General features: G+C 66.6%; 22 protein-coding genes. 16 read left to right on the plus strand and 6 right to left on the minus strand.

Annotation, left to right across the window (positions count from 1 at the left end):
- Positions 1-12: 12 nt before the first annotated feature.
- The gene (locus WBA97_RS07870; RefSeq protein WP_424230051.1) at positions 13-525 is read right to left on the minus strand and encodes a DUF6069 family protein; all 513 of its coding nucleotides are present in this window, start codon (positions 523-525) and stop codon (positions 13-15) included.
- A 94-nt stretch (positions 526-619) separates the two neighbouring features.
- Between WBA97_RS07870 and WBA97_RS07875 the strand changes: the two genes are divergently transcribed.
- On the plus strand, positions 620-832 hold the full coding sequence (locus WBA97_RS07875) for a hypothetical protein (protein WP_424230052.1): 213 nt from the start codon (positions 620-622) through the stop codon (positions 830-832).
- An 82-nt stretch (positions 833-914) separates the two neighbouring features.
- Here WBA97_RS07875 and WBA97_RS07880 read toward each other — a convergent pair whose 3' ends face one another.
- Both WBA97_RS07880 and WBA97_RS07885 read right to left on the minus strand, forming a co-directional pair.
- Positions 915-1373 carry a DUF7144 family membrane protein gene (locus WBA97_RS07880; protein WP_424230053.1) on the minus strand — a complete coding sequence of 153 codons (459 nt, stop codon included), beginning with the start codon at positions 1371-1373 and terminating at the stop codon, positions 915-917.
- A 94-nt stretch (positions 1374-1467) separates the two neighbouring features.
- Positions 1468-1899 (minus strand): DUF7144 family membrane protein, encoded by a 432-nt coding sequence (locus tag WBA97_RS07885; RefSeq protein ID WP_424230054.1) that lies wholly within the window; start codon positions 1897-1899, stop codon positions 1468-1470.
- 237 nt (positions 1900-2136) lie between these two features.
- Here WBA97_RS07885 and WBA97_RS07890 point away from each other — a divergent pair, with 237 nt between their 5' ends.
- From WBA97_RS07890 to WBA97_RS07900, 3 genes are all read left to right on the plus strand, one after another.
- Positions 2137-2682: a hypothetical protein gene (locus WBA97_RS07890; protein WP_424230055.1), complete on the plus strand. Its 546-nt coding sequence runs from the start codon at positions 2137-2139 to the stop codon at positions 2680-2682.
- A gap of 346 nt (positions 2683-3028) precedes the next feature.
- Entirely contained in the window at positions 3029-4228 is a 1200-nt protein-coding gene (locus WBA97_RS07895; RefSeq protein WP_424230056.1) for an AI-2E family transporter, read from the plus strand.
- Between the two features lie 239 nt (positions 4229-4467).
- Complete coding sequence (locus WBA97_RS07900) at positions 4468-4851, plus strand: SHOCT domain-containing protein (RefSeq protein ID WP_424230057.1); 384 nt, start codon at positions 4468-4470, stop codon at positions 4849-4851.
- A 166-nt stretch (positions 4852-5017) separates the two neighbouring features.
- Here the strand turns inward: WBA97_RS07900 and WBA97_RS07905 are convergent, their stop codons facing one another.
- The gene (locus WBA97_RS07905) at positions 5018-5443 is read right to left on the minus strand and encodes a hypothetical protein (RefSeq protein ID WP_424230058.1); all 426 of its coding nucleotides are present in this window, start codon (positions 5441-5443) and stop codon (positions 5018-5020) included.
- A 121-nt stretch (positions 5444-5564) separates the two neighbouring features.
- A complete protein-coding gene (locus WBA97_RS07910; protein ID WP_424230059.1) occupies positions 5565-6845 on the minus strand; it encodes an ATP-binding protein in 1281 nt (426 codons plus the stop codon).
- A 237-nt stretch (positions 6846-7082) separates the two neighbouring features.
- Here WBA97_RS07910 and WBA97_RS07915 point away from each other — a divergent pair, with 237 nt between their 5' ends.
- The 11 genes from WBA97_RS07915 to WBA97_RS07965 all read left to right on the plus strand — a co-directional run bounded on the left by WBA97_RS07915 (position 7083) and on the right by WBA97_RS07965 (position 14252).
- Positions 7083-7628 carry a YbaB/EbfC family nucleoid-associated protein gene (locus WBA97_RS07915; RefSeq protein WP_424230060.1) on the plus strand — a complete coding sequence of 182 codons (546 nt, stop codon included), beginning with the start codon at positions 7083-7085 and terminating at the stop codon, positions 7626-7628.
- Positions 7625-7957 (plus strand): type VII secretion target, encoded by a 333-nt coding sequence (locus WBA97_RS07920; protein ID WP_424230061.1) that lies wholly within the window; start codon positions 7625-7627, stop codon positions 7955-7957. Before WBA97_RS07915 ends, WBA97_RS07920 begins: the two co-directional genes overlap by 4 nt.
- Positions 7954-9210: a hypothetical protein gene (locus WBA97_RS07925; protein WP_424230062.1), complete on the plus strand. Its 1257-nt coding sequence runs from the start codon at positions 7954-7956 to the stop codon at positions 9208-9210. The genes WBA97_RS07920 and WBA97_RS07925 overlap by 4 nt, the downstream gene beginning before the upstream one ends.
- Before the next feature lie 489 nt (positions 9211-9699).
- Entirely contained in the window at positions 9700-9933 is a 234-nt protein-coding gene (locus WBA97_RS07930) for a hypothetical protein (protein ID WP_424230063.1), read from the plus strand.
- A 68-nt stretch (positions 9934-10001) separates the two neighbouring features.
- Positions 10002-10457: a DUF6879 family protein gene (locus WBA97_RS07935; RefSeq protein WP_424230104.1), complete on the plus strand. Its 456-nt coding sequence runs from the start codon at positions 10002-10004 to the stop codon at positions 10455-10457.
- Positions 10399-11310 (plus strand): helix-turn-helix domain-containing protein, encoded by a 912-nt coding sequence (locus WBA97_RS07940; protein ID WP_424230105.1) that lies wholly within the window; start codon positions 10399-10401, stop codon positions 11308-11310. The genes WBA97_RS07935 and WBA97_RS07940 overlap by 59 nt, the downstream gene beginning before the upstream one ends.
- A gap of 47 nt (positions 11311-11357) precedes the next feature.
- Positions 11358-11669 carry a hypothetical protein gene (locus WBA97_RS07945; protein ID WP_424230064.1) on the plus strand — a complete coding sequence of 104 codons (312 nt, stop codon included), beginning with the start codon at positions 11358-11360 and terminating at the stop codon, positions 11667-11669.
- On the plus strand, positions 11669-12028 hold the full coding sequence (locus WBA97_RS07950; protein WP_424230065.1) for a hypothetical protein: 360 nt from the start codon (positions 11669-11671) through the stop codon (positions 12026-12028). The genes WBA97_RS07945 and WBA97_RS07950 overlap by 1 nt, the downstream gene beginning before the upstream one ends.
- Before the next feature lie 97 nt (positions 12029-12125).
- On the plus strand, positions 12126-13256 hold the full coding sequence (gene amcB, locus WBA97_RS07955; RefSeq protein WP_424230066.1) for a cyclophane-forming radical SAM peptide maturase AmcB: 1131 nt from the start codon (positions 12126-12128) through the stop codon (positions 13254-13256).
- Positions 13213-13374 (plus strand): multiple cyclophane-containing RiPP AmcA, encoded by a 162-nt coding sequence (amcA, locus tag WBA97_RS07960; RefSeq protein WP_424230067.1) that lies wholly within the window; start codon positions 13213-13215, stop codon positions 13372-13374. The genes amcB and amcA overlap by 44 nt, the downstream gene beginning before the upstream one ends.
- Before the next feature lie 2 nt (positions 13375-13376).
- Positions 13377-14252 (plus strand): hypothetical protein, encoded by an 876-nt coding sequence (locus WBA97_RS07965; RefSeq protein ID WP_424230068.1) that lies wholly within the window; start codon positions 13377-13379, stop codon positions 14250-14252.
- Positions 14253-14372: 120 nt separating this feature from the next.
- Here WBA97_RS07965 and WBA97_RS07970 read toward each other — a convergent pair whose 3' ends face one another.
- Positions 14373-16295, minus strand: coding sequence for a tachylectin-related carbohydrate-binding protein (locus WBA97_RS07970; protein ID WP_424230069.1), 1923 nt, complete (start codon positions 16293-16295; stop codon positions 14373-14375).
- Positions 16296-16725: 430 nt separating this feature from the next.
- Between WBA97_RS07970 and WBA97_RS07975 the strand changes: the two genes are divergently transcribed.
- A complete protein-coding gene (locus WBA97_RS07975) occupies positions 16726-25770 on the plus strand; it encodes a DNRLRE domain-containing protein (RefSeq protein ID WP_424230106.1) in 9045 nt (3014 codons plus the stop codon).

The raw sequence follows: 25770 nt of genomic DNA on the forward strand, positions 1-25770 counted from the left end.
TCCGTGTATGTCCTATGTGGACTGCCAGGGTGGCGGCATGCCGGGCACGCCGGTGGATCCGGGTTCGCTGCTGGGCGGGTGAGGTGCCCTGCGGTACGCGCTGCGGGCGACGCTCTGGAGGATCGACGTGATCGCGATGCCGATCACCAGGTTGATCCCCGCGGTGGCGAGCTTGGCGTCCCACCCGACCGGCAGGCTCAGCGGTATCACGACGGCGATCGCGGTCAGCAGCACCATGATCCAGGTGAAGAACGTGGGGAACTGGGGCGTGGTCACCGACAGCAGCTGCATCAGCGCGGTCGCCGCGAGCGCGATCCCGCCTGCGACGAGCGCGAAGGTGACCGTTCTCGCGTCGCCCCACACGCCCTCACCCTTCGGCGAGAGCACGGGCACGTCCAGCACGCTGCGGCAGAGCAGGATGCCAACGACCGCGATCAGTGCGGCGACGACCGCGGTCGCCGCCCCGCCCGACCACAGCCGGGCGGGGTCGAGCTTGCCGTGCGAGGGTTGTTGCGGATCGGTCATGGTTTCCCGCCAATCTTGCGTTCCAGCAGCTCGAGTAGCAGCGGGCCGGCCATGAGCACGAGCGGCACGCCGAGCACCATCAGGATCACGAACATTGACCGTCCCCCAGACCGCGGACCGGATCCGCGTCGAGTCGAGCATCACCACGATCCCGAGGACGATCAGTGTCACGCAGCGCGTGATCTCCAGGGCCACCAACGACAATCCTGATCGCGCTCACCGGTTCGCCCCCCATCGGCTGTTCGGTCACGTTCTCGACCTCCCTCGGTTCCCCGGCCCGCAGCCCAGCCTGCGCGAGCGGGACTGACCCCGCATCACCTACAACAGGTGGGCAGCACGGCGATTCGCTTGACGGCTCACCTCCTCCGGTGGTACCTCGTCGTGCGGACTCACCAGTCCTCAGTGGACCTGGTTTCGTCGCCGTGGACGATGAGCGCCCAGATGATCAGGATGTCGATGGTGATCACGATCGTGGCCCACAGTGGATAGGCGGAGAGGAACGCGAGCTGCGCGATGGCGTTGAAGCTCGCGAACGCGACCCCTGCGATCCGGGCCCACGTCGCGCCGACGAACACGCCGAAACCGACGATGACCGCCAGGGCGCCCATGATCAGGTGGATCCAGCCCCAGGTGGTGATGTCGAACACCAGCAGGCCCTGTCGCGTCGGTACGTAGTACTGGTCGTTGAACAACGCGACCAGACCTTCGATGAGGTTGAAGGTGCCGACGAGTATCAGCATGGTGCCGCCGAAGTAGAGCCAGCCGACCCACCCCGTCCGCCTGGCGGTCTGCCCGTGGGTCACGGGCACGGCTCCGCTCGCGGTTCCGTGAACTGCGTGATCGCTCATGGTCGTCTCCTGTCTTGTTGCACTGAGTCATCCTTGGTCCCGCGCGACTGGAGGTTCGTCACCCGGATGGGATGAAAGGTCACCGCCGTGCGTGTCACCACAGGCGTTTCATGTCCCGCCCGTGTACCACGATCGCGTAGATCACGATGACGTCGAACGCGATGACCACCAGCGACCAGACCGGGTTGGCGGCGATGAACACCAGGCGCGAGATCGCGCTGATCCCGGCCACGATGACCGCGCCGACGAGTGCGAACCGGTTGCCGCGAAGTGCACCGATGCCGATGGCGACGGACAGCAGGCCGAGGACGAGATTCGCCCAGCCCAGCGCGGTGAGGGGGATGGCGACCGCGAGTTCCTCCGAGGTGACCAGGGTGTTCTCGTTGACGAGGGTGGTGAAGCCCTCGAGCGCGTTCACCGCGCCGATGAAGATCAGCATCCCGGCGCCGAAGGCGATCCAGCCGGTCCAGTTGGAGGCCGGTGCGCGCTCATCGAAGTTCTCGCCCACCGTGAACCTTGCGGTCATGGCAACCTCCGTGACTCAACCGGACCGGGACGGTCGAAGGTTTCGCCACGCCGACCACTCCGTCCTCATCCGGCGGGGATGAAGTCGGTCCGCCTGAGCGCAGCCGCTCGTGCCCCCGAGGGGAGTCCGGGAGGCCGGGCCTGCCGCCGCCGGGTCCCGGCCTCGCGTGTTTTGGGTGAGGCGAGCCACGCCGCGATGGTCGAGTGTGGAGAACGGGGACCGTCGAGAGGACATGACATGTCAATAGGACCAGTTCAGCTCATCGTGCTGGGATTCCCGGAGCCGAACTTCCACGGCCGGATCATCGCCGAGCTCGAACGTCTGCATGAGAGCGACACCGTCAACGTCGTGGATGCCCTTGCGGTACACAAGGACCCGGACGGTGAGGTCGAGGTGTTGCACCTGAGCAACCTCAGCGACGAGGAGGCCGTCGAGTTCGGCAGCAAGGTCGGCGCCCTGATCGGCCTCGGCATCGATGGTGACAAGGGCATGGTGGACGGCGCGTTCGCGGGCGCGGCGGCCGCGGCCGACGGCATTGAAGTGTTCACGGACGAGGACGCATGGGATGTCCTGGCGGAAATCCCGAACGACTCGGCCGCGGCACTGATCTTGCTGGAACACGTCTGGGCGATCCCGCTGCGCGACGCGATCGCCGCCGCAGGCGGGTTCCGCATCAGCGACGGCTTCGTCAGCCCTCTCGACCTGATCGGCATCGGCATGTTGACCGCCGAGGACGCGAAGGAACTGCACACCCAGGAAATGGCGGCCACCAGCCGCCGCTGACCCGACGAACACAAGGAGACAGACCATGTTCAGATCACGCAGAATCGCCCGCCGCACCACGCGCCGCACCGTCCGCCGCATCTTCCGCCGCCGCTGACCAGTCCGCCTCCCCAGACCAGGGCCAGTCCCATGGATCGGATCTTTGTGCGAGGGTCTGGGCCTGCCCAACAGCGACCTCAGGGGAACGTGACGGCACCCAGCCACTAACCACCCATGATCCGCAGGTGTAGCTGGGTCGATACCAACACTTTGAAATGCCGGGGAGGCGGACTAGGGGCGGGCCGGTGGGCTGGTCTCGTTCGGTCCGGGTGACGCGGTTCTGCCGTCGCGAGCCTATGTTCCGCGCATGACAACACCGGCTGGTCAGATTCCTGATTCCCGGTCCAGCGGCGATCCGGCGTCCGGTCTGCCGCGGGCGCTCATCATCCTGCTGTGTGGTGCCGCGGTGGTGGTGGTGTTCGCGGGAGTGCGAGCCGCCGCGTGGATGGTGGCCCCGGTGTTCCTGGCGCTGGTGATCGTGATCGCGGTGTCGCCGGTGGCGTCGGGGCTGCGCCGGCGGGGTCTGCCGGGGTGGCTGACCACGCTGGTGCTGGTGGTCTGTGTGTTCGGTGTCCTGCTGGTGCTGGCGTTCGGCATCATCGTGTCGGTGGCCGCGTTGGCGACCCAGGTGCCGAAGTACGCGGCGAACGCCGATGATCTGGCCTCGTCGGTGACGAACTGGCTGGCCCGGTTCGGCGTCGGCACGGATCAGCTCAGGCAGACCGCGGACTCGCTGGACCTGGGCAAGGTGGGTGGGCTGCTCTCGAGCTTGCTGAGCAGCATCGCCGGGCTGGCGTCCAGCCTGATGTTCCTGCTGGCGCTGTTGCTGTTCCTCACCGTGGAGTCCTCCGGCTGGGGGGAACGCGTGTTGTCGATCACCGCGGATCGGCCGGGCGTGACAACGGCGCTCGCGCGGTTCGCGAAGGGCACCCGGAAGTACCTGCTGGTCACCACGGTGTTCGGGTTCATCGTCGCGGTCCTGGACGGGATCGCGCTTGCCATCATGGGCGTGCCGCTGGCCATCACGTGGGGCCTGCTGGCGTTCATCACCAACTACATCCCGAACGTCGGTTTCATCATCGGGTTGGTGCCACCGGCGTTGCTCGCGTTGCTGTCCGGCGGGCCGGACCTGATGCTCGTCGTGATCATCGTGTACGGCGCGCTCAACTTCGTGCTGCAGTCGCTGGTACAGCCCCGGTTCATCGGGGACGCCGTTGACCTGTCGACGACCGTGACGTTCCTGTCGCTGGCGTTCTGGGCGTGGCTGCTCGGCCCGTTGGGCGCGATCCTCGCGATCCCGTTGACGCTGCTGGCCAAGGCGTTGCTGGTGGACATCGATCCGAGAGCCCGCTGGGCCGACGCGTTCCTCCGGTCGTCCGCGAGGGAGATCGACGAGGCCGAGCGGGCGGCGCTGGCCGAGCAGCGCAAGTCGCGTCACCGGTGGCGTCCCGGTCGCCAGGAGCCCGTGGAGCGTCCCGCGAAACCCGCCGAACCCGCCGCCACCTGACGCCGCTGGTCCATCTCACCCGAAATGGGTGAGATGAACCGAACGTGACCGGGGGCGCGACCGTCAATTCTGGCATCCCCGCATCTGGACGGCACGTTTCGGTCATGGCCGGGCTGGCTTCGTGACCGGATGTCACCCCCGGCGAGTGAGGTCGGCGGAGTCCGTCCGGCGCAGGCTGCCACCGGGTAAGCCGCCTCGCGTCACCCCGGCGCTGGGTGCTGCCCGGTAGGGAGCTGGCGATGTCGCTGTGGGACGTGATGGTGTCGATCTTCTGGTTCTTCATGTTGTTCGCATGGATCTGGCTGTTGATCTCGATTCTGGGTGACATCTTCCGCGACCACGAGCTGTCCGGGTGGGGCAAGGCGGGCTGGATGCTTTTCCTGATCGTGGTGCCGTGGCTGGGTGCGTTGGTTTACCTGATCGCGCGGGGCCGTTCGATGAACGAGCGGGCACGGGCGCAGGCCCAGCGGAACGAGGAGCGGTCGCGCCAGTACATCCAGGAGGTCGCGTCGTCCAGCTCAGTGAGCACCGCGGACGAGCTGACCAAGCTGGCCGACCTGCGCGAGCGGGGCGTGCTGTCCGATGAGGACTATCAGAAGGCCAAGACCAAGGTGCTCAGCTAGTGCCCAGTCAAGGTGAGAAGTGGGTCGTTTGTCCGTGGATCCAGGTGGTCGCTGGCAAGGCGCGGGAAAGCCGCTTGTACCGGGGGTTGTACTTGGGCTTTCCCGCAACGCCGCCAGCGGCCGCCTGGGCCGTGGAGAAACGTGCCCTCTTCGCCTTGGCGGGGCACTAGTTCAGTGGATGCTGTGCCGCCTTGTTCGCCGTGGCTCCTGCCGGCACTGGCACGGACGCTGGTTCGGTGGCCGACCGGAGTCCGCCGCGTGCGCTCCGGGTCGGGTCCTGGCTGGTGGTGGACGCACGTCTGACGACCACACCACGAACCGCCACAGCCGTGATGGCACCGGCCGTCACGCCGAAGAGCACGACCTTGCGGTTGCGCCGGGCCCGTGCGCGGGGCGGTGCCCCGACACGGAGCACGTGCCAGGCACCGCCGACCCGGTGGGCACCCTCCACGCTCACGATCGCCGCTCGGCGACCCAGGCGCCGGCCGAGCGTGCGTGCGCCGGAGCCGGAGTACTTCGCCGCCTCGAGCAACGCGTCGAACGCCCGGATCGCGGCGACCGCCGGTTCCAGCTCCTGGTTTCCTCGCGCCATTGCTGCACCACCCTTTGTCGGCATGAGGCCACAGTGTGTCCGGCTCAGGTCGGCCATCGGCTCATCCCGACCGGGTGATTGCCCGACGTCGTCGCCCGGTTCCGCGATGCGGTGCTGATCGTCAGCTGGTGACGGCCGGGTCGCTGGTGCGGAAGCCGGCGAAGCCTCCGTTGAGGACCTGCCCGCTCTTCTTGATGAGTTCGGCCTCGGTAAAGGGCTTTGCCAGCAGCACGGTGCCCGGTTCGAGGCGGCCCTGGTTGGCGAGGACGGGTTGGGCGTAACCGGACATGTAGAGCACGTGGACGTGCGGGAGGATCGCGCGGATCTTCTCCGCGACTTCCTTGCCCAGCATGCCGGGCATGACGACATCGGTAAGCAGGAGGTGGATGTCGCCGGAGCAGTTCCTGGCGATGTCGACGGCCTCCGTACCGTTGGCCGCGGTGAGTACCTGGTAGCCGTTGCGCAGGTAGATCCGCTCGGTGATCTCACGCAGCCCTTCGTCGTCCTCGACCACCAGCACGATCTCGCCCTTGGGGCTGCGTTCATACGGTGCGGACACGAACGCTGCCGGGGAAGCCTCGCTGGTGGCGGGGAACAGCATGGTGAAGGCCGTTCCCACACCGGGCCGGGAGTTGACCTGGATGATCCCCCCGCCCTGGGTCACGATGCCATAGACGCACGCCAACCCCAGCCCACTCCCACCGCCGCCCTGGCCCTTGGTGGTGAAGAACGGCTCGAAGATCTGGTCGAGGACCGCGGGCGGGATCCCGCCGCCGTTGTCGCTCACCCGGATCCGGACCGCGGGACCCTCCGTGGCACCGGACTGGGCCCGAGCACTGTTGGCGTCGACGACGACGTTGGCGGTCTCGATGCGCAGGGTTCCGCCGGCGGACATCGCGTCGCGGGCGTTGAGGGAGAGGTTGAGCAGGGCTCGTTCCAGTTGATCCGGGTCCGCCATGATCATGCACGGCTCATCGGTGAGTTCCAGGGCGATGATGATGTGCTCACCGAGGGTCCGCTGCAGCAACTGCGAGAACCGGGTGATCAGCGTGTTGACGTCCAGCACCTCCGCGTGAACCACTTGGCGATGGCCGAAGGTCAGCAGCTGCTGGGTCAGGCTGACACCGCGTCGCGAGGCTCGCAGAACCCTGTCGATGTCCTGTGCGGCGCGATCGAGGTGATCGCAGCCTATCTTCCTGGCCGCCTCGATCTCCTCGGCGACGAACGTGCCGAAGCTCGTGATCACCGCCAGCAGGTTGTTGAAGTCGTGTGCCACCCCGCCCGCGAGCATGCCCAGGCTTTCCAGCCGGTGCGCCTGGCGCAGCTGAGCCTCGGAACCACCCTGGATCTCGTGGTCGTCATCCACCAACGACCTGGTGGTCTCGTCCGAAGGGTGCGTCATCGACGAACTCGATCCCGTCATGGCTGGAGATCGAGTTGATCACCAAGAACCAGGACATCGGCCCCAGTGTACGAGCGATTCAGCCTTGTTGATGTACACAAATGAGTGAACAACCCAAACCCGAACGTTCGCACAAGGAATGTTCTTCCTCGGTCACCGTCGCGTTCCTTGCCTTGCTGGTCAACGAGTTGAGAGACTCTCCAAGGGGGCCTGCGGGCTGTTATCCGGGGAGGCGGGGTGGCGGGCAAGGCTGACTGGCAGCAGGAAGTCGCCGAGAACGCGAAGCGCTATCAGCAGCTCAACGAGCGCGTCTCTCACCTGTCGATTACCGAGAAGTCACGTGACGGCATGGTTGTGGTCACGGTGTCGGCGACCGGTGTGCTCACCGGTCTGGTGCTCAAGGAGCGCTGGCATCCGGTGCCGGAGCCCGAACTGGCCGGGCAGATCATGGAATGTCTCGAGCGCGCCCAGGCGAAGATTCCCGACCTCGTGGCGAAGGTCATCGAGGAAACACTGGGGGACCAGGATGCCAGCACGCACCTCATCATCGCCGACGCGCGCCGGTCGTTCCCCGAACCGCCACCGGATCCCATGAGCCGCGCCGCCTGGCGGATGGTCGAGCCACCGCCCCCGCCGAAGCCCGAGCCTGCCGCGGTCAGCAAGGTGACCGTGCCACCAACCAAGCAGCAGCAGAACGAGACCACGGCGCCGACCGCCGCCGGCATCGACGACTGGGATGGTCGCTCGGTCCTGGAAGACGTGTGGAACAAGGAGGAGCGGTGACCCAGTCCTACGAGGTGGACACGGCGGCCCTGTCCGGCCATGCCCGCAAGCTGAACACGCTCAGCGGGGAGTTGCGGTCCGCTTTGGACGGTGCCTCGGTAAGCCTGAGCGGCGACGCGTTCGGCGAGACCGGCAGGCAGGTCGCCGCCGCACTGCAGGCCGCGGGACAGGCCGGGCAGGAGACCATCGCCGCCGGCGTCCAGGGCCTTGACGCGGCGACCACCAACATCCAGGTCACCGCCATCGCCTACGAACAGCAGGAGACCGGCGCGATCGACCGCTTCGAGGCCGAGCGGTCCGGCCTCTCCGATGGGAGCGCCACGGCATGACCCCCACCACCGAGAAGCCGAGGACGGGCGCGGAGGCCGAGGCCCTGCTTGCAAGGGCCAAGCGCCTGCTGCGGTCCCTCGACGAGGGCACCTGGATCAGCAACGGCCTCAACGCAGGCGGTGGGCTGACCGAGGACGATCAGGCGACCAAGCCCATCCAGCAGCTCGAAGCCGCCGGGCTGGGCTGGCTCGTCGAGAAGGTTCGCCCGCTGCAGGAGGTCCACGACCGGATGCGGCTCGACGTGGCCGCCATCCGCAACTACGCCGACGCCTGGCAGCGCACCGGCGAGAAGATCAGCTCGGTCGCAGAGCAGCTCGCCGGGTGTGTGCGGACCGACACCGAGAGCTGGTGCGGAGTCGCGGGCGACGAGTACCGGGCCCGCGCCGCCGAGATGGTGCCCGCGTTGCAGGCGGCCGCCACCCTGGCCGCGGCCAAGAGCGCGGCGTCGATCCGGATGGGCGAGGTCACCTCGGACGCCCGCAGGCAGGTCGGCGAGTTGCTGACGAGGCTCGTCGGCGAGTTGATCTCCTATGTCAACCAGGCGGTGGCGGCGCAGGGCGGGATCACCACCGAGATCGTCTCCCAGGCCACGCAGATGATCGACTCCTACGCCAAGCCCATCGCGGACATCGAGAAGAAGCTGAACGACAGCGCGGAGAACCTCCTGGGGCCGGGCGCCAGTGGACGGGCCGACCAGGTCATGACCGACGACCAGGCCCTCGGCATGATGGGCCTCTTCGGCGCGATCTACAAGGACATCGCGCGATGGCTGAACGGCCAGCCGAACACCGATCTGCCCGAGGTCTCGCCGCCGGGCGGCCGGATCCCCGGCGCCCGCACGCCATCGGTGAAAAGGTCGAAGGATCAAGAGGTGTCGGGGACACCGCAGGAGCGAGAGCTGACCAGGCCGTGGCCCCGCCGCGAGGACTACGACAATCCGACCAGCTACGGCCGCGACAAACACAACGCGCTGGCCGAGATCCAGCGCCCGTTCGAGGGCACCCAGCTCAGAAACGGTTGGGAGGTCTCGAAAGTCGAACGCACCGCAGGCGGCACGAAGCGGGTCGACGTGATGTATGTCAACCACGAACAGAGGCGAGTGGTCGTGGAGGACTACGTGACCGGCAGGCTCGAGTCCGTCGAGCACGCCAACAAGGGCTGGCGCTACATGTACGAACCGGAGATCCAGGTCCTCCGCGACCAGGGCTACCAGTTCGACTACGTCCCGAGCTTCACCGACCGGCTCCAGTAAAGGTCAGGTACAGGCCGAGACTGGGATCGCGAAGTCGAAGGCCGCGGCGGTGTGACCGTAGGTGTAGTCGTAGGGCATAGGCCGTATGCACCCTGCAGAACAGTGCGGTGCACTTGAAGCAGAACGCCACTGGTGCTGTGTCCAGGCCGGCTCGCCGATGTCGTGTGGAGCAGCCTGATGCGGCCTTGGGCGCGCGGATAAAGACTCTGATCGACCGAATAGTCGTAAAGACACAGCTCGAAGCAGTTCACGCAGAATCGCCAGCCATCCAGCGGGTATCGGCCGGTGTGGTGGGCATGCCTGCCAACCTTGCTCAGCTCAACCGGCAGATTGCCTCAGCCTGCGTGTCGTGCAGGCGCGAGCAGGAGTTACTGGGCGGTGAGGTCATCAAGCCGTGATCCGTCGCATCGGGGGCTCCCCTTGACGGACGTGGCGCCCTCCGTCACGATGTTGAGCAAAAACCCGCAAGTTGCTCGCACAGGAGACACGATGCATGCTTACTTCCTCGGCAAAGACCCCGACTCCCAGGTCGACAACTCGCCGACACTGTTTGCCACCGATCGTGAAGATCGGGTCACCTACATCGCCCAGGGTTGGAAGGTGACCGATCCGCAGGTGCTGGCCGACATCGGGCCAGTCCCCGACTATGAGACCCTGATCGAGATTCCAGAGGAAGTCTTGAAGTTCTATGCCCGCCGCTACATGCAGGGGGAGGAGCGCTGACCGAACTGATCAAGCCAGGACCCGAGTTCAGGCAGCTTTTCCACACCTTCGAGCACACAGCTTTCCGCCTGGAGACGTTCGACCAGTACGACGCCACCTACGAGAACGAGTCGCTGCGCAAGTTCCTCGCTGGCGAGCCGGACGACTTGCCGTGGATGGAGAGCTGGCTGGACATGCTCAGCGAGGCGACAGCGCAGGGGCGACGCTTCAGGCGGGTCCGTGTGGTGACGATGCCGCTCACGGATTACAGCCGTTTCGGCGTCTGGTGCTCTCAGTTAACCGGTGGAGCCGGCGAAGACATCCGCTACCTTCCTCGCGACCTTGCGGGGGAACTGCCACAACACGACTACTGGCTGTTCGACTCGCGCAAGTTGGTTCGGATGCACTTCGATGACCGCATGGGCTTCTTGGGCGGCGAGGTCCTCGAAGACCCGGCCGAAATAGTCCGACACAACTACTGGCGTGATGTTGCGTGGCATCACGCGATGCGGCGGGACGATTTTGCCAAGGAACAAAGCCTCTGATGTCTCGAATGTTCATGAGGCACGCACGGCGCTCGGCGGGCGGCTCCGTGAGTTGCGCGAACAAGCCGGGCTGACCGGCAAGCAGCTCGCGGAGCCTCTGTCGTGGCAGACCTCGAAGGTCTCCAAGATCGAGAACGGCAAGCAGACGCCGAGCGCCGGCGACATCGAGGCCTGGACGAAGGCAACCAACAGCGAGGATCAGAAGGTTGCGCTGATCGCTTCGCTCCGCACTCTTGAGGTACAACATGCCGAGTGGCAGCGCATTCTCCGGGGTGGCATCCGGCCGCGGCAGAACTCACTCGCCGAGCTGGACCAGAAGACGCGGCTCTTCCGTGTGTTCGAGTCAACTGTGATCCCAGGTCTTCTCCAGACGGCCGAGTACGCCCGCGCCCGCTTCGTCGAGAGCATCCGCATCTTCAAGGTGCCAAACGACATCAACGAGGCGGTAGAGGGTCGTATCAAGCGCCAGGACATCTTCTACCGGCCGGACAAGCGCTTCCACTTCATCCTGACCGAGGCCGCCCTGCGCTTCCGCATGTGCGCGCTGCCGGTCATGCTCGGGCAGCTTGACCGGCTTGTCTCCGTCTCCGTGCTTCCCAACGTCAAGCTCGGGATCATCGGCTTTGAGACCCAGTATGCAGCGTCTCCCTGGCACGGCTTTTGGATCTACGACGAAGAGAAGGTGCTGGTCGAGACTTACTCAGCTGCGCTCAATCTTGCCCAACCGCAAGAGGTCGAGCTGTACTCGAACGTCTTCAGCGAACTGGCGGCCGCCGCCAGTTATGGCCGGTCCGCCCGCGCCATCATCACGCGTGTGATGGACGACCTCGCCGATCACCTGCCGGAGGAATAGCGCCAAGTTGCTCCCGCATCTCATTACTTCCAGAGTTGTGAGCAACTATGAGCAACTTGCTGTTCATGGACCTGTCGACTTGTTTACTCTCCATGAGTCCCACCCGGCTGACTTTGGAGAAGCGCAACGTGATCACGCACGTGTCCATCGCCGAGCGACTGAACGAACGAGGACCGCGCAACCGCTTTCGGCGCAATCCAGGCAGCGGCCATGCAGGCCAGCAGGCGACAGACACGCTGGTCGCCGCTGGCTTTCGGGTAGTGCGGGTGGAATGCAACTGTCGGCCTCCCGAGCAGTTTGCGGCGAGCATCGCGGGCGAACTCGTCAAGCTGCCCGTCCGGGGTGAGGTGCTGAGCTGATGAACCCGCAAGTCACGAGCGCCGACTCGTTACGCCTGTACCCAGAGCTTCAACAGCTTCTCGACGTACGGGAAGCTGGGTGGGTCTTCCGGCTCATCCAGGACGAAGACGGTCCGCTTGAGGGGATCGCGGGCAGCTTCAGCCGCCAGCAGTACACGGACGCGATCTTCGTGTTCGATCGTACGAACGTCAGCGCTGCCCGCGTGCTCGCGGACGAGAACGGCGGTGGGTGTGTCTGGTCCAAGCAAGGTTCAGGCATCCAGGAAGTCGTCTTCGAGCTGATTGGTCTCCCTGAGCCAGGGCAGCCGGCAGCGCCTTCGCTCGTGAAACGTTCAAGCCTGCTGTGGACGCCGCGATGAGATACACCCGGCTACCAGCGGCGCATCGTCTTGGGTGACGGACTCGGCAGGCGGAGGCTGTCGTGACGGGGAGAAACGAGGAACCGTGACTCGCTGGTTGACCGAGCAGCCTAGGACGATCGTCGTGCAGCCGACGACGTTGTGCCCGATGGACTGCACGTACTGCTATCTCCTGGAACGGCATTTGAAGCAAGAGATGACGCCGCTGGTGGCCACCGCCATCGCCGATGGCATCGGGTCTTCGTGGGAGCCAGTCGAGGTGGTGTGGCACGGCGGGGAGCCGCTGGCGGTCGGGGTCGAGCGCTTCGTGGAGTTGCTGGCACCGTTCGAACCGCTGCGTCGGGCCGGTCGGGTGCGGCACAAGGTGCAGACGGGCGGCGGCAGGCCGATCACTGACGCCTGGTGTGACGTGTTCGAGCAGTACGACATCGGTGTGGGAGTGAGCATCGACGGCCCCCGCACGCTCAACCGCCATCGCGTCGACCGAGGTGGCCACCCGATGTTCGACCGCACGGTCACCGGTGTGGAGACCTTGAAGCGGCGCGGAATCCACTTCACGGTCTTGGCCGTGGTCAGCCAGGGCGGCACCAGACAAGCTGTGCAGGTCCTGGACTTCATACGAGACTTGGGTACGTCGTGGGTCGGGTTCAACGTCGAGGCGAAAGAGGGTGCGAACGTCGACGGGCAGACTCCGTCGATCGAGCACGCTCGCGGGTTCTGGCGGGACACGTTCGAGTGGTGCCGGGACAATCCCGACTTGACGGTGCGTGAGGTCGACAACGTGTTGGGTTTCCTAGGCCTGGCCAGCGAGCGCCGAGACGCGGACTCCAAGCACGACCCCATTCCGACGATCGGCTGGAACGGCGACGTGGTGCTGCTTTCGCCAGAATTGCTAGGGGTCCGCAGCACCATCTACAGCGATTTCATCGCGGGTAACGTGCTGGCCGACGACCTGCCCACGATCCTCAACCGCTCTGACGGGCTGTTGTACGTCCAGGAGTTCACGGCCGGGTTGGAGACGTGCAAGCAGACGTGTGAGTTCTTCGCGTTCTGTCAGGGCACACAAGCGGGTGACCGGTTCTTCGAGCACGGCACCTTCACAGCAACGGAGACCGATCATTGTCGCAACTCCGTTCAAGCGCTCGTTCTGGCGCTTGCCGAACTACTACGCATAGAGGGAACGGATGACGATCCTGGAGCAGATCGTGCGTACGGTGTCGCAAGGTAACGGTGCATGGGCACAGTTCGTGGCCGCTCACGCACCGACATCTGCGGCCATCTGCGGTGTGGATTGGGGCCGCAAAGGCGGCAGCTGGGCCAAAGAAGGCGAGTTCGCGAAGAAGTGAGTATGGACGCCGAGGAAATCGAAAAGGCCGTCGAGCAACGCCGGGTCTGGCTCGACAAGCAGCTCGACGTGGCGGCGGCAAGGCTCGCTGTGAGGTTGGTCGGCGATCCGGTGAATACCTTCGACATGCGTTCAGCTGGGGCGGTCGCTCAGGACGGGGATAACGGCGATGTCTGGCTGCGGGTCGTCGTGGAGGACGCGGACTACGAGCCGGTGTGTCGGTGGGACGGCAACGTCGTGGCCAACTCGATTCTCGGTGTCGACAAGCCGATCGTGCTCCGGTGGTACGACTGGCGACACGCTGAGGAGTATCTGTGGGGCCGTCGACTCCGGGGCGAGGTGATGACCCTCGCGCCCGGGGAGACGGTCGCCCCAGGTGGCGTCCTGCGTGACGATCCGATGCTGTCCGACTCCTGGTGGCACGAGCTGGGGTGGTCGTTGTCTGCGCTGTCTGATACTCCGATGCAGTGGCACAACGAGCTGGGCGTGGTGGATACCACGATCCGTGATGTGAGGTTCCACTTCGGCTTCACGTTGTCCGAGAAGGCTTTCGCGGATGTCAACTGGACAACTGCGCACGCTGACCTGCATTGGGGCAATCTGCGTCGGCCGCAGCTGTGCATCCTCGACTGGGAGAGCTGGCGTCCGGCGTTCGCCGGATATGACCTGGCGACGTTGTACTGCAACAGTGTGCTCCACGAGCCCACGGCGCGGCGTATCGGTGAGACGCCTGAATTGCAGACGCGCAGCGGTCAGCTCGCGCTGTTGTCAGCGATTTGCCGCTATCTGTCTGTTATTGGCGAAGGAAGCGATATCGACCTGATTGAAGGTCGGCTGCGAGCCCACGGTGCGAACATTCTTTCTCGTGTCCGTGGATGATCAGTGATCCATTCGGAACGAGATGTATAACGCCGAGCCCGAGCGCGGCGAACAGCCAAGTCCGCCGCGCTCGGAGCGGGAGTTTCGTGACAGTCCCTCGGGAGAGACCGCCTGACGGCGTTAGCTCAGGGGACCACGTTGGATTGGTACCTCTACGAAGCCCGGACTGGTGCTACGCGCGACCGATGCCGGGGCTCGGCGGAGCTTCGGTTCATTCGTGTCGGTGAGATACGCGACCACCCAGGTCCCCGCGCTCGGCACGGTCAGTGCCGATGGGTCGGTGGAGGTCTCATCACCGAGTGTGATCGGCTGCCAAGCCGTCCACGTGGTCGAACTCGGTGCCGTCTGGCCGCGGTAGTAAATGTAGTTGCCCGGACCTCTGGTCACGACCTGCAACATGCCGCCGATGGACATGACCGCCGACGGGCTACCCGACGCGGCGATGCCGGGCAGAGCGGTCCACGTTCCCGGGAAACCGGTCGCGGTCTGGCGCTGGGTCTGGACGGTTCCGGTGCTGTCGGTCGCGAACACCTGCACCGTGTTGCCCGGCATTTCCACCACCGAGGCGGTGCCGGTGAACCCGCTCCCACCCAGGCTCGTCCAATCGCTGAGCACACCGTTCTCGTAGGTCGCGGTCCGGAACTGGCCGTCGCGACCCAGACCGACGAGGCGCACGCCCGCGCTGGTCGACACCGCGGTGAGCCGCTGGTGGTCGAGTGGCGTCGAACCGGCGAACTGCCACCCGCCGAACGGGGCGTTGGTTGCGACCTGGCGCCGAACCCACAGCCCGTAGTCGGCGGCGAGGCCGAACTCGGCAAGGATGCCGCCGGATAGCCGGGCCGTCGTGGGTGCGGTGACCAGAAAGCCACCTTCCTTGGTAGGGGCACTCCAGACGTCGTCCGCGCCGCGCACGCTCTCAAGCACGTCCGCGTCGGTGCCGTTGGCGGAGAGCACCACTCGGCCATCCTGGTACTCGCCCATGGCGGTGGTCGCGCTGACTCCAGTGAGGCCGGGCACGACCTGGGCACCGAACGGCGTGTCGCCGGTCAGATCGACTGCCTCAGCATGAGTCGCACGTCCCTCGGGGTCGACGTAGCCGTAGTGCAGGTGTCCGTCGCTTGTGTTGAGCAGGGTGACGGGGCCGTTCGGCTGTGCTGGTACAGCGGGCCGTGTTGGTGTGCTGGTGCCGATTCGCTGGCACGAGTTGGGCATCCCTGATGTCGCCCAGTCGATCCAGCCCGCACCGACTATCTTCCCGACGTTGGAGATCCATGCCTCGGTGTTCTCGTCCCACCGGTACCAGTACATCTTGCCGTCCGGCTGTACGGCGTAGAGCACGTCGCCGCCGGCGGAGAGGACTCGGTCGAAGATGTTCCACGTGTGCCCGACCTGCTTGCCGAACATCAGCCAGCGTTGTGACGCCGCGTCGTAGCGGTACCGGTAGAGCGCACCCGCCGTCGTCCGTGCGTAGAGCACCCCGCGGCCGGCCGCGACGATGAGGTCGAACTGGCCCCACTGCCCGGCGAGCACGCGGTGTTCCCATGTGCTGGTGGTCGGGTTGACACCCCGCCAGTGGAGGTGGCCGTCAGGTTCGACGGTGTAGATGTGCCCTTCGGAGTCGACGGTGATCCGGTTGCGGTACGACGCGGTGTTGTACTGCGCCCAGCCGCCAGGCTCGATGATCTCGAAGAAGTTGCCGTTCTGGAAGGTGTCCCAGCCGGTGCCGTTCCACCGGTACCGGCGCAGCGCGCCGTCGTTCCACGCCATGTAGATGACGCCGTTCGGGGCGGCGACAGGTCGGCCGAGATTCCAACCGGTGCCCATGATCGGTGGATTCGGAACGAATGCGAGGTCGGCGCCGGTCTCCGGCTCCGTGTGCTGGTAGTGGTACATGATGCCGTTGCTGGTCACCCGGTAGATGGGCGCGGTGGGCGTGCACTCAAGGGTGGAGTTCTCTGTCGCGGCGGCGGTGGGTGGCACGGTCGCGACGGACGCGGCCACCGTGCACACGGCGACAAGGGTGGAAATGCGAGCCAGTCGCACGGCTGTTTCCTTCCGTTTCCATGCGGAAACGCGGTATTCGGAAACAGGCCGGAAATTACCGCACGTCAAATTCGGCGCGTGTGCGCCGAATTGATCTGGTAACCCCCAGTGTCAGCTTGCCCGAGCCGCGTCGTCGGTGGTCGCCCGTCCCCGTGCGGGCCGTCGGACAGTGTCGTTTGCGCAGGTGACAGCAGTCAAGCCGTCCTGTTTGTGAGGTAGCGCACAAATTTGTCGTGTAACATTTTCCGACTAGGCCGAACGGCGGCTTCTTCTTGCCATGCAGTTTGCTGGCCGGTATTCATGTGCGTCGGCGAGCCCTTCGGGGAGGGCACCCGTTGTCGCGGTTTATCCGTTCTGGAGGGTCAGGGTGCTGGCGTTGTCTGCTGCAGGAAAAGTCTCGCTGGGGAGGCGTGTCCTCGTCGCGTTGACGGTGTTCGCGGTCGTCGCGACCACGCTCGGGCCGGACACGCCCGGTGCGAACCAGCAGGTGGCGGCACCCGGGTCCGGACCTGCGCAGGAGTGGGGTGACGCCGCAGGGCGGTCACATGAGGCCGGTGGCCGGGCCAATCCGGCCGATGCGCGGACACTCCAGTCGAAGTACCCGCCCATTGAGGCGCAGGAGGCTGATGCGGCACGCAACGTCGCGCGGGTCGGCGAGTCGCAGGACCCGGCGGTGCGGGGATTCGATACCGCCACCAGCCGTGAGCTGCCTGAGCTGCGAAAAGAGGCGCAGCGCACCTTCGAGAACGCGGACGGCACGCAGACGACGGAGTTCAGCCGGGACCCCCTCAACTTCAAGCAGGCCGATGGCACCTGGCGGCCGATCGACACCCGGCTCGTGCCGGACGGGGAGGGCTGGCGCAACGCCGAGGACTCCGTCCGGGTCTGGACCGCAGAGGCGACCGGCTCCGGCCCGGTGGCACGGCTCGACCTCGACGGCACGCACCGGATCGAGTTCGGTTTGGACCGTGCCGCGACATCGACGGGGACGGTCGACGGCAGTGCCGTGACCTACCCGGACGTGCGGCAGGACGCGGACCTACGGCTCGAGGTCACCACCCGCGGTCTCAAGGAGACCATCGCGCTGAAGTCCCCGGACGCGCCCCACGAATGGCTGTTCCCGCTCAAGACCAGCGGTCTCACGGCGTCCATCGTGGACGGCGCGATCGTCTTCCGCGACGAGAAGGGAACGGAGCGGGCGCGAATCCCGCGCGGGTTCATGTTCGACTCCGCGTACAACGAGCGGATGGGGGAGTACGCGACCTCCTACGGCGTCACCTACGAACTGGTCGGTGACGCCATCCGGATGACCCTGGACGAGAAGTGGCTGCGCGATCCACAGCGCGTGTACCCGGTAACCGTGGACCCGCCGGTCGACGTGCGTGCCGCCGCGTCGAGCATGTACGTCCAGCGCAACAGCGACGGCACCAACTTCAGCAACACCGACGACCTCAAGGTCGGCCGTGCCACCGACTCCGGTGGCAGCTACACCGCGGCGAGTTACCTCTCCTTCCCCCATGTCGAAGACGGCCTCGCGGGTCACAAGATCTTCGGTGCGCAGCTGTCGCTCACCAACTACCACTCCTGGTCCTGTAACCCGCGTCCGGTGAGCATCCACGCGGTGACCCAGCAGTGGGCGGCGGGGACCGGCCATTCCTACCCCGGCCCGGCGTTCACCACATCCCCGTTGGGCAGCAAGAGCTTCGCCCACGGGTTCATCGCGAGTGGAACGACGACCTCGCGGTGCCCGACCGCGACCGAGGCCATCCCGCTCGGCATCGCAGGCCGTGACCTGGTGCAGCGGTGGGTGAACGGCCAGCAGAACAACTACGGCCTCACCGTCCGCGCCTCCGAGACCGACGTGTACGGCTGGAAGAAGTTCGCCCAGGCCGGCACCGCGAACCCGCCCCGGCTCGCGATCACCCACACGCCGTTCAACGCCGACTACGAGTTCGTGAACCCCGTCCCGGACCCGCCGGTCACGCGGCTCCAGGGCGGCAAGGTCAAGCTCAAGGCCACCAACCGCGGCGTGGATCCGTGGACGTCCGGCTACGCCCTCGCGTACCGGATCTTCAACCGGAACGGCGAGTACCTCGGCTGGTCCGAGTCGGCCTCGTTGTCGGGCTCGACCCCGCGAGGCTCCTCGGTCACGCTCGACGCCTACATCAAGCCGTTGCAGCCGGGCACCTACCGGCTCGAGTTCACCATGATGCGCCGCGGCGGCCCGGTGTTCACCGACGAACAGATCGCCCCTGCCGTGCTCGTTCTGACCGTGGTGGACATCCCGCCGGTCGTACAGGAGCTGTACCCGCCCAACGGCTACTCCGCGCCGTCGCTGACGCCGAGCCTGTGGGCGCGTGCCGTCGACATCGACGCACCGTCCGGCAGCGCACCCCAGTACCGGTTCGAGGTGTGCGACGAGAACAAGACCAACTGCTTCGACTCGGGCCGCCAGGCGAGTCCAACATGGACGGTGCCGACAGGACGGTTGCAGTGGAGCAAGACCTACCACTGGCGTGTGTACGCCTCGGACGGCACGTCGGAGAACGAGCCGACGCCCTTCAGTGCGCTGCTGACCGCCGTACCGCAGCCGGAGATCACCACGCACCTCGGCAACGCGCCCTACGGTGGCCGGTCCGGCGAGTTCGACCCGCAGGTCGGCAACTACACGGCGAGCGCGGTCGACGCGACCGTGTCCACGATCGGGCCGAAGCTGTCGGTCGTCCGCACCTACAACAGCCTCGACCCGCGCACCGACTCCGCGTTCGGCGCGGGCTGGTCCAGCCAGTACGACATGCGGATCACCCCGGACAACGACGGCTCCGGCAACGTCGTCGTCACCTACCCGGACGGTCAGCAGGCCCGGTTCGGCGCCAACCTCGACGCGAGCGGCCAGCCCACCGGCGGCCGTCTCGCGCCGCCACCTGGCCGGTACGCGACCCTGGTCCCGCGCACCGCGGCCGAGGGCGGCGGGTGGACGCTGACCGACAAGTCCGCGTCCCTGTACGTGTTCCGCCCCGACGGTCGTCCGTCGGAGATCTACGACAACGCCGGCCGCTCGGTCGCGTTCACCTACGGCACCGACGGCAAGCTCAGCACCGTCACCAACCGCACCAGCGGCCGCAAGCTCACGGTCACCTGGTCCGGCGCGCACATCCGCACGGTCAGCACCGACCCGGTGAACGGCGCCCCGCTGACCTGGACCTACACCTACGACGGCGACCGCCTCACCAAAGCGTGCGATCCGACCGACGGCTGCACCACGTACGAGTACACCGAGGGCTCGCACTACCGCAGCACGGTCGTCGACGCCAAACCCGACTCGTACTGGCGACTCGGCGACCCGTCCGGAACCGAGGCACAGAGCCAGATCGGCCTCAACCTCGGCACCGACAAGGCCGCCTACAAGGACGTCACCCTCGGCTCGGCTGGCATCGCCGATGGTGACACGGCCGCCACGTTCAACGGCACCACGTCGGCGATGACCCTCCCGCAGGGCACGGTTCGCAAGAGCCGCGAACTGTCGGTGGAGATGTGGTTCCGCACGTCCAACGGCGGCCCGCTCCTGGGCATCCAGAACCAGCCCGATGGTGTGACCCCGACCGCGGCGGTGCCGCTGGTCTATGTGGACACCGACGGAAAGCTGCGCGGCCAGTTCTGGACCGGGACGGTCAACCAGTTCGTCACCACGGGAACGGTGAACGACAACCAGTGGCACCACATGGTGCTCTCCAGCACCATCAACAGCCAGACGCTGTACCTCGACGGCCAGGTCGTCGGCACCCGCGCGGGAGCGATCAACCACAGCGCGTACAACCACAGCCAGGTCGGTGCCGCGTTCGCGATCACGCCGTCGCACCTGCCAGGGTGGGGGACCGCGCAGCGCCGCTCGTTCACCGGTGTGATCGACGAGGTCGCGGTCTACCAGCACCCGCTGGGCCTGCCCGCCGTGCAGTCGCACCATCGCGCGCGGGCCGCGGCCTCGCAGATGAGCAAGACCGTGCTGCCCAGCGGCAAGACAGCCGCGGAGATGCGGTACGACACCGGCCGCGACCGGCTGCTTGAATACACCGACCGCAACGGCGGCAGCTGGACCCTCGGCGCACCGATGGTCACGGGCACCAAGGACAACGTCATCCGCACGGTCCGGGTCGCCGACCCGGGCAACCGGGCCCACTTCTACGACTACGACCCGTTGCGCGGCCGCATCCTGCGCTACCTCGCGCCGATCGGTCAGTCCCGCCCGGAGGACGAGCCGCCGCCGGACGAGTCGATCCCGACCCCGCCGCCGTACGAGTGCCCGCCGCCGGAGGAGGAGCCGTTCTGCGAGATCCCGATCGGCGGTGGTGAAGGCTCGTTCCCGCCCATCGACATGCAGGGCGCCCGCACGTTCACCTACGACGCCAACGGGTTCCAGAGCACCATCACCGACGAGCTCGGCAAGTCGGTGACACTGACCAACGACGCACGCGGCAACATCACGACCCGCAAGACCTGCCGCACCGGTACGTCCTGCCAGACCGCGTACTTCGAGTACACCCCGGTCGGGTCGAACCTCACCGACCCACGCCTGGACAAGGTGATCGCGACCCGCGACGCCCGGTCCAGCTCCGCCACCGACAACCGGTACCGCACCGCGTACACCTACACCACGCGCGGTGATCTGGAGACGCAGACGACGCCGGACGGCGCGGTCGTCCGCCACACGTACACGACCGACAGCACTCCGGCGGTTGGCGGCGGCAACACCCCGGCGGGCCTGGTGCACACGACCACGAACCCACGTGGCGCGGTCACCACCTACGGGTACTTCCGCACCGGTGACCTGGCCGAGATCCGCTCCGCGACCGGCCTCGTCACCCGCTTCACCTACGACGAACTCGGCCGCCGCACCACCAGCACGGAGATCTCGGACAGCTTCCCGAGTGGTGTCAGCACGACGGTCACCTACGACAAGCTGTCCCGTCCGACCGTCACCACCGCGCCCGGAGTGGAGAACGAGGTCACCGGCGACAACCACCGCCTGCGCACCACGACCACCTACGACGCCGACGGCAACCCGACGAAGGCAGAAGCCGACGACATCGAGGGCGACGATCCGACCCGCGTCGCGTCCCTGCTGTACGACGAGCACAACCGCGTCGTACGGATGACCGACGCCGAGGGCAACGAGACCGGCTTCGGTTACGACGCGTTCGGCAACACCACGAGGATGGTCGACGCGAGCGGCGTCCAGTACGACTACACCTACACCCGCCGCAACAAGCTCGCCGAGGTGCGGCTGCGCGGCTGGACCGGTGACCCGGGCGGTGCGCAGCCGGGGCCGGAGGACTACCTGGTCCTCGCCTCCTACGCCTACGCGCTGAACGGTGAGCTGACCAGCAGCACCGACGCCATGGGCCGGACCACCGCGTACCGGTACCACGACGACGGTCTCCTCAAGGACACCATCGCCACGTCCCGCAACCTCGTACTGGCAACGAACGAGTACGACGCGGCAGGCAACCTCGCCCGCCAGACCACCGCGGGCGGCCGCGTCACCACGTACGAGACCGACGCGGTGGGCCGCCGCAGCGCCATGACCGCCGACCCGCTTGGCCTCGCCCGCCGCACCGGGTGGACCTACGACCTGAACGGCAACGTCACCCAGGTCCGCATGACCGGCCGCGAGTCCAACACCGGCGAGTTCGACGACGCCACCGCGGAAGTCGTCGACTTCGGCTACGACCCGGTAGGCAGGCAGACGAGCGAGACCGTCCACACAGGAACCGAGGATCTCGCCACCACGTACGGCCACGACCAGCGCGGCCTCGTGACGTCCACAACGGACCCGGCGGGCGCGAGGACCGACTACCGGTACGACGCCCTTGGCCGCCTGGTGACGGCGACGGCACCGGAGGTCGAGACCGAACCCGGCGGCCTGACCCGCCCGACAACGAAGACCGGTTACGACACGTTCGGCGCCACCACCCACGCGACGGACGCGAACGGCGAGACGTGGCGGTACGGCTACGACAAGCTGAGCAGGCTCGTCTCGACGACGTCACCCCAGTACACCCCGCCGGGCGCCACCCCGATCACGGCGACGTCCTCGCAGGCGTACGACGCCATGGGCCGCGTCACGACCTCGACCAACCCACGTGGGGCGGTGACCAGGTACGAGTACGACCAGCTGGGGCGCCTGACCACCCAGACCGACCCGCACGCCGACCAGGCGGGCGAGTCCGGGGGTGTGTGGCGGTACGGCTACACCCGCACAGGTGAGGTGCTCTCGGCGACCAACCCGATGGGTGCCCGCAACGAGTACACCTACGACGACCTCGGCCGTCTGCAGACCACCAGCGAGCTGGAGCGTTACCCGGCGCCGGGCACGTACACGAGCGAGTTCACCTACGACGACGCGTCGAACCTGCTCACGGCCAAGGCCCCGTCGGGCGCCACGGCGAGCTACGCCTACGACAAGCTGAACCAGCTGATCCGCGCGACGGACCCGTCCGGTGTGGCGGTGTCGCTCGGTTATGACAGGTCCGGCCGCCAGGCGACGAGCGCCGACGCGGCTGGCCGCAAGCAGCGCACGCTCTACGACCTCGCGGGCCGTCCGACCCAGGTGCTGGACCTGACCCCGGCGGGCGTTCCCCTGAGGAAGTCGAAGTTCGCGTACGACCGGGTTGGCAACCTCAAGACCGTCACCAACCCGCTGGGCCACGTCAGCCGCTACACCTCCGACGCGCTGGGCCGCCTGCAGGAACAGGTCGAACCGGTCTCGGCAACGGAGTCGATCACCACGACGTTCGGCTATGACGCGGCGGGCAACCAAACCCGCTACACCGACGGCCGCGGCAACACGACCGAGTACACCGTCAACGAGTGGGGCCTTCCGGAGTCGGTGGTCGAGCCGTCCACGACGGCTCACCCGAACGCGGCGGACCGCACGTGGACGGTTGCCTATGACGCCACGGCCAACCCGGTCCGCACGGACCTCCCCGGCAACGTCGAACGCACGAACACCTACGACCTCCTGGACCGGCTGACCGCCGCGGCAGCGACGGACACCCCGGCGAAGTCGTACGACCACGACGCACTCGGCCGCACGATCAGCGCCTCCACCTCGGCAGGCGAGAACCGGTTCACCTACAACGACCGAGACGCGTTGCTGTCCACCGGCGGCCCGTCCGGTGACACGAACTACACGTACAACGCCGACGGCAACCCGGTAAGCAGAACGGACGCGTCCGGCACCGCCAACTTCGGCTACACGACCGGCCGCCTGACCACGATGCAGGACGGCATCACCGGCGTCACCCAGGTCCTGGACTACGACGACACCGGCCTGCTGTCCACTGTGAACTATGGCAGTGGTCGCGTTCGCGAGTTCACCTACGACGACCTGGCGCGTCCGGTCAGCGACACCGTCGCCGGCGCGTCGATCGAGTACGGCTATGACCTGAACGACCGCCTGACCACGAAGGAGACGGCAGGTCTCGCCGACGCGGGCGTGAACACTTACGGTTACGACCGCGCGGACCGCCTGACGAGCTGGACCCACCAGCCCACCGGCGGCTCCCCGACCACGACGACGTACGGCTGGGACGCGGCGAGCAACCGAGTGGCGGCGGGCGCCAAGGTCGCGACGTACGACGAACGCAACCGTCTCCAGTCCGACGGCACCGACAGCTACACCTACACGCCCCGCGGGACGCTGTCGTCGAAGTCGGGTTCCCCGGTCGCTTTCGACGGCTTCGACAGGCTCAAGCAGCAAGGCGCCGCGACGTACACCTACGACGCGCTGGACCGAGTGGCCACCCGCAACGGCGCACGGTTCACCTACAGCGGCGCGACCAACGAACTGGCCACGGACGGCACGACGAGCTTCGGAAGAGGCCCGGGGGGCGAGCTGCTCTCCACCCGGACCGGCGCCGACCAGAGCCTGGCTCTGGCCGACCAGCACGGCGACGTCATGGCGAGCCTCCCGACCGCAGGCAGCGCCATCTCAGACAGCACGGCCTACGACCCGTGGGGCAAGGTCACCGACGGCACCGAACGCAAGATCGGTTACCAGGGCGACTACACCGACCCGGACACCGACCAGGTCAACATGACCGCCCGTTGGTATGACCCGTCCTCGGGTGGTTTCTCGAGCAGGGACAGCGCGGCCCTCCCGACGAGCCCGTCCCCGATGGCGAACCGCTACTCCTACGGCGCGTCGTCTCCGATGAACTACAGCGATCCGAGCGGCCACAACCCGCTGAAGTGCAAGGATCTCCCGGGCAACCCCGAGTCGGCGGTCTGCGTCCACCCGGACTCAGGTGGTCAGATCGGTAGCGGTCTGGGCGCCCTACCGGGCGGCTCCAGCTGCGGAGGATCACCACTGCCACCGTACGTCCGAACACTCGACTGCTGTGCGGGCCTCAAGACCTTCGGTCCATGCAACTGGCGCGGAGCGGACCTGGACTTCAATCCTGGTGGAGCAAGCGGCTCCCTGACGGGTTCGATCAATGGCCCTCGAGGTGGTGGCGCAGGGGCACCCCGTCCCGACCCGGCAATCGCAGCACGCCAGGCCAACCGAGCCGCTGCGCTGAACAACCCGATGCCGATCCCAGGCGCGATGCTGGCGCCGCTCTACGGCGGCTCGATCACCGCCCCGGTGTCCCCAGCCCCGGACGTCCCGTCCAGAACCGCAAGCGACTTCCAGGACCCGATCGACGACATCAACGACAGCTACCAAAAGCTGGAGAACTCGCTCACCGGCGACGGCCCGCTGCTGCAGAACGCCGAGTACTCCCCGTCCGAGATCGAACGGTATTGCGACGGGTGCGACTGGTCAGCCGAAGAGGCGGCTCCGTCGCTCGACATGCCCAGCCTTCTCGTGCCGCCGGTGTCACAACCTCCGGTTCTCACAGCACCATCGCCCAAATCCCCTCCCGCCGCGCCGATACGAGGTAGTGGAGGGGGTGCACTCGCCGCGATTCTCGTCGGGCTTTCACAGTTGCTGGCGGCGGACGCACCCGGAAACGGGCCTTCGGTAGATGTGCGAGAACAGGAAAAGAAGTGCCAAGGTGCCCCGAGCAGCCACGTCGGGGAGATCATCTATCACAACCTGGATCACATGGAGCGGGCGACAGGTGTCGAGGGATGTTTCAAGGGGCGTGTGCTGGACCTCGATGATTCCCCGCGATCCACTCCTCCTGGTTTCCAGCCTGGAATGGATCGGGGGCACTTGATGGCCCGCCGCTTCGGTGGATCGAATACCAAGCCAGAGAATCTCGTGCCGCTCTATCGAGGTGCTAATCAAATCGGAATGGCGAGAATCGAGGACATCATCGCGCGGCGTCTCAACAATGGTGAGCGTCTCTATGTGTACGTGCGTCCGATCTATCGACCAGGTGCGACGGCGAACTCGTACATTCCTGCGGAGATCGAGATATACATTAGTGGTGCGACAGGTCGCCTTTTGTATGTGGTCTCTAATAGGTAA

Source organism: Actinophytocola sp. (assembly GCF_049647105.1).
GTDB lineage: Bacteria > Actinomycetota > Actinomycetes > Mycobacteriales > Pseudonocardiaceae > Actinophytocola.

Coding starts and splice junctions, on each gene's coding strand:
- WBA97_RS07895 (WP_424230056.1), top strand. CDS start 3,029: ATGACAACACCGGCTGGTCAGATTCCTGATTCCCGGTCCAGCGGCGAT.
- WBA97_RS07885 (WP_424230054.1), bottom strand. CDS start 1,899: ATGACCGCAAGGTTCACGGTGGGCGAGAACTTCGATGAGCGCGCACCG.
- WBA97_RS07945 (WP_424230064.1), top strand. CDS start 11,358: ATGAGCAACTTGCTGTTCATGGACCTGTCGACTTGTTTACTCTCCATG.
- WBA97_RS07880 (WP_424230053.1), bottom strand. CDS start 1,373: ATGAGCGATCACGCAGTTCACGGAACCGCGAGCGGAGCCGTGCCCGTG.
- WBA97_RS07910 (WP_424230059.1), bottom strand. CDS start 6,845: ATGACGCACCCTTCGGACGAGACCACCAGGTCGTTGGTGGATGACGAC.
- WBA97_RS07950 (WP_424230065.1), top strand. CDS start 11,669: ATGAACCCGCAAGTCACGAGCGCCGACTCGTTACGCCTGTACCCAGAG.
- WBA97_RS07930 (WP_424230063.1), top strand. CDS start 9,700: ATGCATGCTTACTTCCTCGGCAAAGACCCCGACTCCCAGGTCGACAAC.
- WBA97_RS07940 (WP_424230105.1), top strand. CDS start 10,399: ATGTTGCGTGGCATCACGCGATGCGGCGGGACGATTTTGCCAAGGAAC.
- WBA97_RS07900 (WP_424230057.1), top strand. CDS start 4,468: ATGTCGCTGTGGGACGTGATGGTGTCGATCTTCTGGTTCTTCATGTTG.
- WBA97_RS07925 (WP_424230062.1), top strand. CDS start 7,954: ATGACCCCCACCACCGAGAAGCCGAGGACGGGCGCGGAGGCCGAGGCC.
- WBA97_RS07890 (WP_424230055.1), top strand. CDS start 2,137: ATGTCAATAGGACCAGTTCAGCTCATCGTGCTGGGATTCCCGGAGCCG.
- amcA (WP_424230067.1), top strand. CDS start 13,213: ATGACGATCCTGGAGCAGATCGTGCGTACGGTGTCGCAAGGTAACGGT.
- WBA97_RS07870 (WP_424230051.1), bottom strand. CDS start 525: ATGACCGATCCGCAACAACCCTCGCACGGCAAGCTCGACCCCGCCCGG.
- WBA97_RS07965 (WP_424230068.1), top strand. CDS start 13,377: ATGGACGCCGAGGAAATCGAAAAGGCCGTCGAGCAACGCCGGGTCTGG.
- WBA97_RS07905 (WP_424230058.1), bottom strand. CDS start 5,443: ATGGCGCGAGGAAACCAGGAGCTGGAACCGGCGGTCGCCGCGATCCGG.